Origin of the sequence: Azospirillum sp. B506, from assembly GCF_000333595.1 — a bacterium.
Lineage (GTDB): Bacteria > Pseudomonadota > Alphaproteobacteria > Azospirillales > Azospirillaceae > Azospirillum.
Genome location: NZ_BADK01000116.1, coordinates 20,612 through 27,354 on the forward strand (window position 1 = coordinate 20,612; position 6,743 = coordinate 27,354).

The 6,743-nt window shown below is 67.5% G+C and carries 8 protein-coding genes; 4 read left to right on the forward strand and 4 right to left on the reverse strand.

Annotated features, from left to right (window positions below):
• The gene (locus tag I71_RS04180; RefSeq protein ID WP_042691033.1) at positions 1–798 is read left to right on the forward strand and encodes an ABC transporter ATP-binding protein; all 798 of its coding nucleotides are present in this window, start codon (positions 1–3) and stop codon (positions 796–798) included.
• A 103-nt stretch (positions 799–901) separates the two neighbouring features.
• Here the strand turns inward: I71_RS04180 and I71_RS04185 are convergent, their stop codons facing one another.
• Positions 902–1,396, reverse strand: coding sequence for a MarR family winged helix-turn-helix transcriptional regulator (locus I71_RS04185; protein ID WP_244433621.1), 495 nt, complete (start codon positions 1,394–1,396; stop codon positions 902–904).
• A 414-nt stretch (positions 1,397–1,810) separates the two neighbouring features.
• On the opposite strand from I71_RS04185, the gene I71_RS04190 reads away from it, so the two are divergent.
• Both I71_RS04190 and xth read left to right on the forward strand, forming a co-directional pair.
• Complete coding sequence (locus I71_RS04190) at positions 1,811–2,494, forward strand: fumarylacetoacetate hydrolase family protein (RefSeq protein WP_042691035.1); 684 nt, start codon at positions 1,811–1,813, stop codon at positions 2,492–2,494.
• Between the two features lie 10 nt (positions 2,495–2,504).
• Positions 2,505–3,299, forward strand: coding sequence for an exodeoxyribonuclease III (gene xth / locus I71_RS04195; RefSeq protein ID WP_042691038.1), 795 nt, complete (start codon positions 2,505–2,507; stop codon positions 3,297–3,299).
• 58 nt (positions 3,300–3,357) lie between these two features.
• Here xth and I71_RS04200 read toward each other — a convergent pair whose 3' ends face one another.
• The 3 genes from I71_RS04200 to I71_RS04210 all read right to left on the reverse strand — a co-directional run bounded on the left by I71_RS04200 (position 3,358) and on the right by I71_RS04210 (position 5,954).
• Positions 3,358–3,939: a histidine phosphatase family protein gene (locus I71_RS04200; protein ID WP_042691040.1), complete on the reverse strand. Its 582-nt coding sequence runs from the start codon at positions 3,937–3,939 to the stop codon at positions 3,358–3,360.
• Between the two features lie 94 nt (positions 3,940–4,033).
• Positions 4,034–4,864 (reverse strand): DUF882 domain-containing protein, encoded by an 831-nt coding sequence (locus tag I71_RS04205; RefSeq protein WP_244433622.1) that lies wholly within the window; start codon positions 4,862–4,864, stop codon positions 4,034–4,036.
• A 202-nt stretch (positions 4,865–5,066) separates the two neighbouring features.
• On the reverse strand, positions 5,067–5,954 hold the full coding sequence (locus I71_RS04210) for an MBL fold metallo-hydrolase (protein WP_042691059.1): 888 nt from the start codon (positions 5,952–5,954) through the stop codon (positions 5,067–5,069).
• 251 nt (positions 5,955–6,205) lie between these two features.
• Here I71_RS04210 and I71_RS04215 point away from each other — a divergent pair, with 251 nt between their 5' ends.
• Positions 6,206–6,571 carry a hypothetical protein gene (locus I71_RS04215; RefSeq protein ID WP_244433623.1) on the forward strand — a complete coding sequence of 122 codons (366 nt, stop codon included), beginning with the start codon at positions 6,206–6,208 and terminating at the stop codon, positions 6,569–6,571.
• Positions 6,572–6,743: the final 172 nt, after the last annotated feature.

Consider the following 6,743-nt stretch of genomic DNA (forward strand, 5'->3'; position numbering starts at 1 on the left):
ATGGACCAGGATATCTCCAGCGGGCTGGTGGTCGAGGGCGTGTCCCTCGGCTATGGCCGCACGCCGATCATCCGTGACCTGACCCTACCAGCCCTGCGCCGTGGCACGCTCACCGCATTGATCGGACCGAATGGGGCCGGGAAATCCACCCTGCTGCGCGGCTTGGCCGGGCTGGGGAATTTGACGGGAAGCGTCCGCCTCGACGGCGAGGAACTCCACCGCCTGCCGCGGGCGGAGCGGGCGATGCTACTGGGTTTCATGCCGCAGTCGCTGCCTCCACCGATCAGCCTGTCGGTACTCGAATCGGTGGTCGGCTCCCTGCGCGCCGGGACTGGGGCCTCGTCCCATTCCCGGGCGGGCGACCCGGTCCGGCGTGCTTACGCCACGCTTGCCGACATCGGCATCGCCGAGCTTGCCAACCGCGAGCTGTCGGCCCTGTCCGGCGGCCAGCGTCAACTCGCCAGTCTCGCCCAGGCGGTGGCGCGGCGCCCGGCCGTGCTGATGTTGGACGAGCCGACCAGCGCACTCGATCTGCGCCACCAGACCGTGGTGATGCGGGAGGTCGCGCGGCTGACGCGGGAGCATGGACTGGTCACGATCGTCGTCATGCACGACATCGCGCTGGCGGCCCGTCACGCCGATCAGATCGCCGTGCTGCGCGGCGGCGCCCTCCGGGCCTTCGGTATCCCGCGGGAGGCGATCACCGCGCGGCTGCTGGCAGACGTCTACGACATCGACGCGCGGGTCGAGACCTGTTCGCGCGGCAGCCTGCAGATCATCGTCGATCACGCGCTCTGACAGCCGGCCCAAATAGAAAAGCCCGTCCCGTGTCCGGCATAAGCCGGGTCGGGACGGGCCGTCAGTCGTTTCCGGTGTCTGGAACTGGGCGGTCAGCCGGTCCTTACTTCGACCGCGACACGCGGCGCAGGAAGTCGATGAACTGCGCCTGCTCTTCCGGAGACAGATCCTTGACCATGCCCTGATCATGGGTCTGGACCCGCGGGATCAGGTCGTCCATCAGCGTTTGGCCTTCCGGCGACAGGCGCAGCGCGTAGGAGCGGCGGTCGTTGGGAGAGGGGGCGCGGACGACGAGGCCGCGCGACTCGAGCCGGTCGATCACCGCGACCATGGTCGACCGGTCGATGCCGACCGCCGTGCCCAGGTCGGACTGCGACAGCCCTTCATTCTCGCGGATCATGATCAGCACGCCGAACTGGCCGGGTGTGATGTCGTGCGGAGCGACCGCATTCTGAAAGCTCTGGAACACCGCCACCTGCGCCTTGCGCAGGTTGTAGCCCACCAGTTCGGGAAGGGGGCCAAGGGCGAGCTTGCCGTTCTTGCCGGGCCGCAGACGCGACCGCCGGTCGGCGGGGGTGGAACGCTCGTTGTCAGTCACCGTCGATGCCATGTTTTTGATGAATTATCGGATGAACGGATAAAATGCGGGCATGGCCTTCGTTTGTCAGCAAGAACTGTACGGACAATAGGCTATGCATACCAGATATGCGTTAGACGTATTGGTGGGCGCGCACACAAATTCCATCTTGAAGAGTCAAGAAGTGATCGACGCCGATTCGACGCCGATCGCCCGCCCCGCGGTTTCCCCTGCCGCGCGCGGGTTCCCGAATCGGAGCTTCCGACGCCCGGTCCCCCCCAGACCGGGCGTCTTCGTTTTTTGCCCGCAGTCCGATTCAATAGCCGGCAGGAACGCTGGAACGTCTTGCAGGGCAGGGCGGGCAGTTGGGCGCTTGGTCCATCGCCGGCTTTCGGGTTAGCTGTTCGGCAGTCTACCAACCAGAGAGCCGATGCCATGGCCTTCGCCATTCCCCTGTGGTCCCAGCCGGCCGTCCCCGTCGCGGGCGGCGATCCGTTCCCGGTGCGGCGCATCTACTGCGTCGGCCGCAACTATGCCGCCCATGCGCGCGAGATGGGCGCCGATCCCGACCGCGAGCCGCCCTTCTTCTTCATGAAGCCGGCCGACGCCATCGTCGCCGACGGCGCCACCATCCCCTATCCGCCCAAGACCGCCAACCTGCACCACGAAATCGAGCTGGTGGCGGCGATTGGCACCGGCGGGCGCGACATCCCGGTCGACCGCGCTCTGGACCACGTGTTCGGCTATGCCGTCGGGCTCGACATGACCCGGCGCGACCTGCAGAACGCCGCCAAGAAGGAAGGCAAGCCCTGGGATATGGGCAAGGGCTTCGACCGGTCGGCCCCTTGCTCCGCCATCCGCACCGTTGCCGACATCGGGCATCCGGACAAGGGCGCGGTCACTCTGGAGGTGAATGGCGAGCTGCGGCAGAAGGGCGACCTGTCCGACCTGATCTGGTCGGTGGCGGAGACGATCTCCTACCTGTCCGGGCTGGTCGAGCTGCAGCCGGGCGACCTGATCTACACCGGCACGCCGGAGGGTGTCGGCGCGGTGGTGGCCGGCGACGTGCTGACCGGCGCGGTCGAGGGCGTCGGCACCCTGACCCTCACCATCGCCTGAGCCGCCGCCGATGCGCATCGCGACCTGGAACATCAATTCGGTCCGCATGCGTCTGGACCTCCTCTTCCGCCTGATGGAGGAGGAGCGGCCGGACGTGATCTGCCTGCAGGAAACCAAGGTGGTGGACGCCGACTTCCCGCTCGGTCCGCTGGCGGAGCGCGGCTATGTCCACGCCCACATCCACGGGATGAAGAGCTACAACGGTGTCGCCATCCTGTCGCGCCTGCCCTTCGAGTCGCAGGACGTCCAGCACTGGTGCGGCAAGCAGGACTGCCGCCACGCACTCGCCCACCTGCCGGGCGGGATCGAGCTGCATTGCGTCTACATCCCCGCCGGCGGCGACGTCCCCGACCCGGCGGTGAACGACAAGTTCGCCCACAAGCTCCAGTTCCTCGACGAGATGACCCACTGGCTGGGTACGGAACGGACACCCGACCGGCCGATGGTGCTGGTCGGCGACCTGAACATCGCGCCGCTGGAACAGGACGTCTGGAGCCACAAGGAACTGCTGTCGGTGGTTTCCCACACGCCCATCGAGGTGGAAAAGCTGGCGGCGATGCAGGCCTCGGCCGGCTGGGTCGATGCCATGCGCCGCTTCGTTCCGCCGGAGGAGAAGCTCTACACCTGGTGGAGCTACCGGGCGAAGGACTGGGCCGCCTCCAACCGCGGCCGGCGCCTGGACCACATCTGGGTGACCCCGCCGCTCGAAGGCGCGCTGACGGGCATCAAGGTGCTGCGCGATGCCCGCGGCTGGGAACCCAAGCCGTCGGACCATGTGCCGGTGATCGTCGATCTGGATGTCTGAAGATGTAGGGGCTGGAGGGTGAGGGGGCGGTTGCGCCCCCCCTCGCTCCGGCGAAGCCTTACTCAAGCAGGCTGATGTTCAGCCGCAGCAGTTCCGGCGTGCCGTCCTCAGCCAGCCGGAACAGGTGGGCGCAACCGTTGCGCAACTCTTCCGCCGGGTCGTCGCGCATGTCCCAGCCGGTGGCGAGCGAATAGAGCGCGCGCAGGATGCCGTTGTGGGCGACGGCGCCCGTGGGTCGCCCTTCCGCCGCCAGATCGGCGAGCCAGGAGCGCAGGCGGACCTGAACCTCGTGCGGGCTTTCGCCGCCGGGGGCCTTGAAGTCCAGCCCCAGCCGGTCGTGACGGGCCGGCATGCGGCCGTCGGCGCGCAAGTCCTCGGTGCGCTGGCCTTCCCACTCGCCCCACTCCATCTCGACGATCCGCGGTTCCGGCGTGGGGGCGAGGCCGAGCAGCAAGGCGGTTTCCCAGGCCCGGCGTTTCGGGCTGGCGACCCAGCGCAGACCGGCCGACTCGGGTGGCAGGCGATAACGGGCGACCCGTGTCCGGCCGGCGTCGGACAATGGCTCGTCGATGCTGCCCTGGATGCGCCCTTCGGCGTTCCAGGCGGTTGGGCCGTGGCGGAGGATCAGCAGGGTGGTCATGACGGTACCGGACGCGGGTGACGGGAAAGCGCCCGGAGTTTAGAGTTTCCGTGCGATCCGCGCTTCAGACCATTTTGTCTGGAATGATCCTACTCTAGCGCTTCGCCGTCTTCTGCACCGGCATTTCCTTCACCTGGGCCAGGGCCACGCGGACACGCGACAGATCCGGCATCGTGAGAACGGCCGATTTCCCCGGAGCCTTGGCCGGCTTTCCCGGCGGTTTGCCTGCCTTGGATCCCTCATTTTTGGAGCCGGCATCGGCCAGTTGGACGCGGCTCTTGCCGCTGCTCTTCTGAGCCAAAGCCTGGGCCCTGGCGCGGGCGCGGGCCTGTGCCTCCAGGATCTGCGGCGCGCGCGGTTCGTCGGTTTTCGGTGTCCAGGTGCGGAAGGGGCCGGTGTCGACATGGACATGGCCGGTGTGGGCATACATGGCGTAGCCGCCGCGCTGCATCGCCGCCGCTTCCTCGGCCAGACGCGACGGCGGGATGCCGGCGATGGAGAAATCCGCCGCCTGTCCGCGCATGTGATAGGAGTTTTCGGCGACGTTCGGATTCGTTCTGGCCAAGCTGGCGTTGGTGGCGCTCGACCGGTAGCCGGACGTGATGCGGATCGGCGATTCGGGCGGAGCGCCGACTCGCTGGCGCAGTTCCACCAGCATGTCGACCAGAGCCGGATCGACCGGGATCACCTCATCGCTGCGGCGGTCGCGGAACAGGACGGCGATCTCGCGCATCGCGGCTGGATCATATCCGTCGCCGGGACGCCAATAGGTGACGGATGCCGTCTCGCCGCTGGCAGGGTGGTGAAGGACCACCTTGCGCGGTTCGCCGTCCAGCTTCGTGCTTTCCAGCGGAGCGGTGGCACAGCCGCCAAGCTGCGTCGCGACGGTCAGCACGGCAAGCATCCCCAAGGCACGACCGGTCATGCGCATCGCTTTCCCCCGAGCTTTGCACGCTTCAACGCCCCGCCTTCCCCAATCCAAGCGGGGTTGCACACCGATCTAATACCAAGATTGTCACAGGAGGCCAGTGTGACAAAGCAACCTGTGGCGCATTGAACACGCACAAGCGCTTTTGCTCAGTGGATTCGACTGTTGGCGATTCAACCAATACAGATTGTGCCGGTTCTTAGAGGGACAGCTCCATCCCTTCGCGGGCGACCAGCGAACCGGGACGCATAGCCTCCGCCTGCGCTGCGATGACGTCCAGCGCGTCATCGGTGCGGGCCGGGTCGTGGTGGAAGATCACGGCGCGGCCGACTCCGGCGACTTCGGCCAGCCGCAGGCATTCCTGCCAGGTCGAATGCCCCCAACCGACGCGCGACGGGTATTCGGCGTCGGTGTAGGTGCTGTCATACACCATGACGTCGGCGCCGCGCAGCAGGTCCAGGATCACCGGATCACGCCCCTCCGCCGGATGTTCGGTGTCGGTCAGAATGCACAGGCTGTGGCCGCCATGCTCCACCCGGTAGCCGGTGGCGCCGTCGGGGTGGTTCAGGCGGCAGGTACGCACCACGACATCGGGTGCCAGTTCCAGCGTCTGTCCGGCCTGGAAATCGCGGAACTGGCAATCGGCGCGGAAGATCTCGACCGGCACCGGGAACAGCGGCGCCGTCATCATGTCGGCCAGCACAGTGCGGAATGGCCGCTCCGGCGGCAGATGCCCCGCCCACAGCCGCAGCCGGCTGGCCGGATCGAAGGCCGGGGCGAAGAAGGGCAGGCCGCTGATATGGTCGAGATGGCTGTGGGTCAGCAGCAGGTCGATGTCCACCGGTCCGCCGTCACGCGACAACGCCTCGCCCAGCGGACGGATGCCGGTCCCACAGTCGAAGACGATGTGGGCGCCGCCGCATCGCACCTCGATGCAGGCGGTGTTGCCGCCATAGCGCACGGTCGCCGGACCGGGTGACGCGATGCTGCCACGCACCCCCCAGAAGCGGAGGACAAAGGGAGAGTTCGCCTCGGCCGTGTCCTGAGTCGGCTGTTGAGCGGAATTGATGGTGGTGCGAACAGTCATGACGACGCCATCGTGGCTGCCGAGCTTGTCCAAGTCTAGTAAATCTCTTCCGCCCGCCTTTTCTTCCAGGCGGCTCCCTTGGTTGGGGGAAAGGCATTCCGAATGGGGTGTGACGCGAGTCGCCACCCTACGAAGGGCATCTGTCCAAACCCATAAGATGTGGTAGGTTGGGGCTCGTCGCGCATTGCGCGGCATGACTTCTTCAGGGTCCCCGCGTGGGTGGGGACCGGCTCCGGCGGAACCCGACGCGGATGGATCCTGACAAGCTCGCCAAAGTCCTCGCCATGGCCGAGTCGGAGCACCAGGGCGAGGCGCTCTCCGCGCTGCGCGCGGCACGCATCATGCTATCCCGCGCCGGCCTGTCGTTCCGCGATCTGGCGGAGCGCGCCCGTGTGCCGGTGCCGCCGGCTCCCGAACCGCCGCCAGCCGCCCAGGCGTCGGAGCCCGCCGGTGCGCCGGCACCGCCGCCGCCGCCGGACGAACTGGTCCGCGGTCTGCGTCGGCAGGTGAAGGATCTGGAACTGGAACTCGCCACCCTGCGGCGCCAGCTCGACAAGGCGGCGGGCGACGCCGACCGCCAGCGAGGAGGCCGACCGTTGGCGCACGCTGGCGCGTGAAACGGCGGGAAAAGCTGTGGGACATGGGCAAGGCATTGGAGCGCAAGCACTCACGCCACGCCGACACCGAAAAGCGCCGTGCCGTCCTGAAACTGCTGCAGGACCCCGCAGCGCGCTGCTGTCCGATCGGAAGATCGCGCGCCGCGTCCGCTTGTCCCCGCATAAAGTCCCC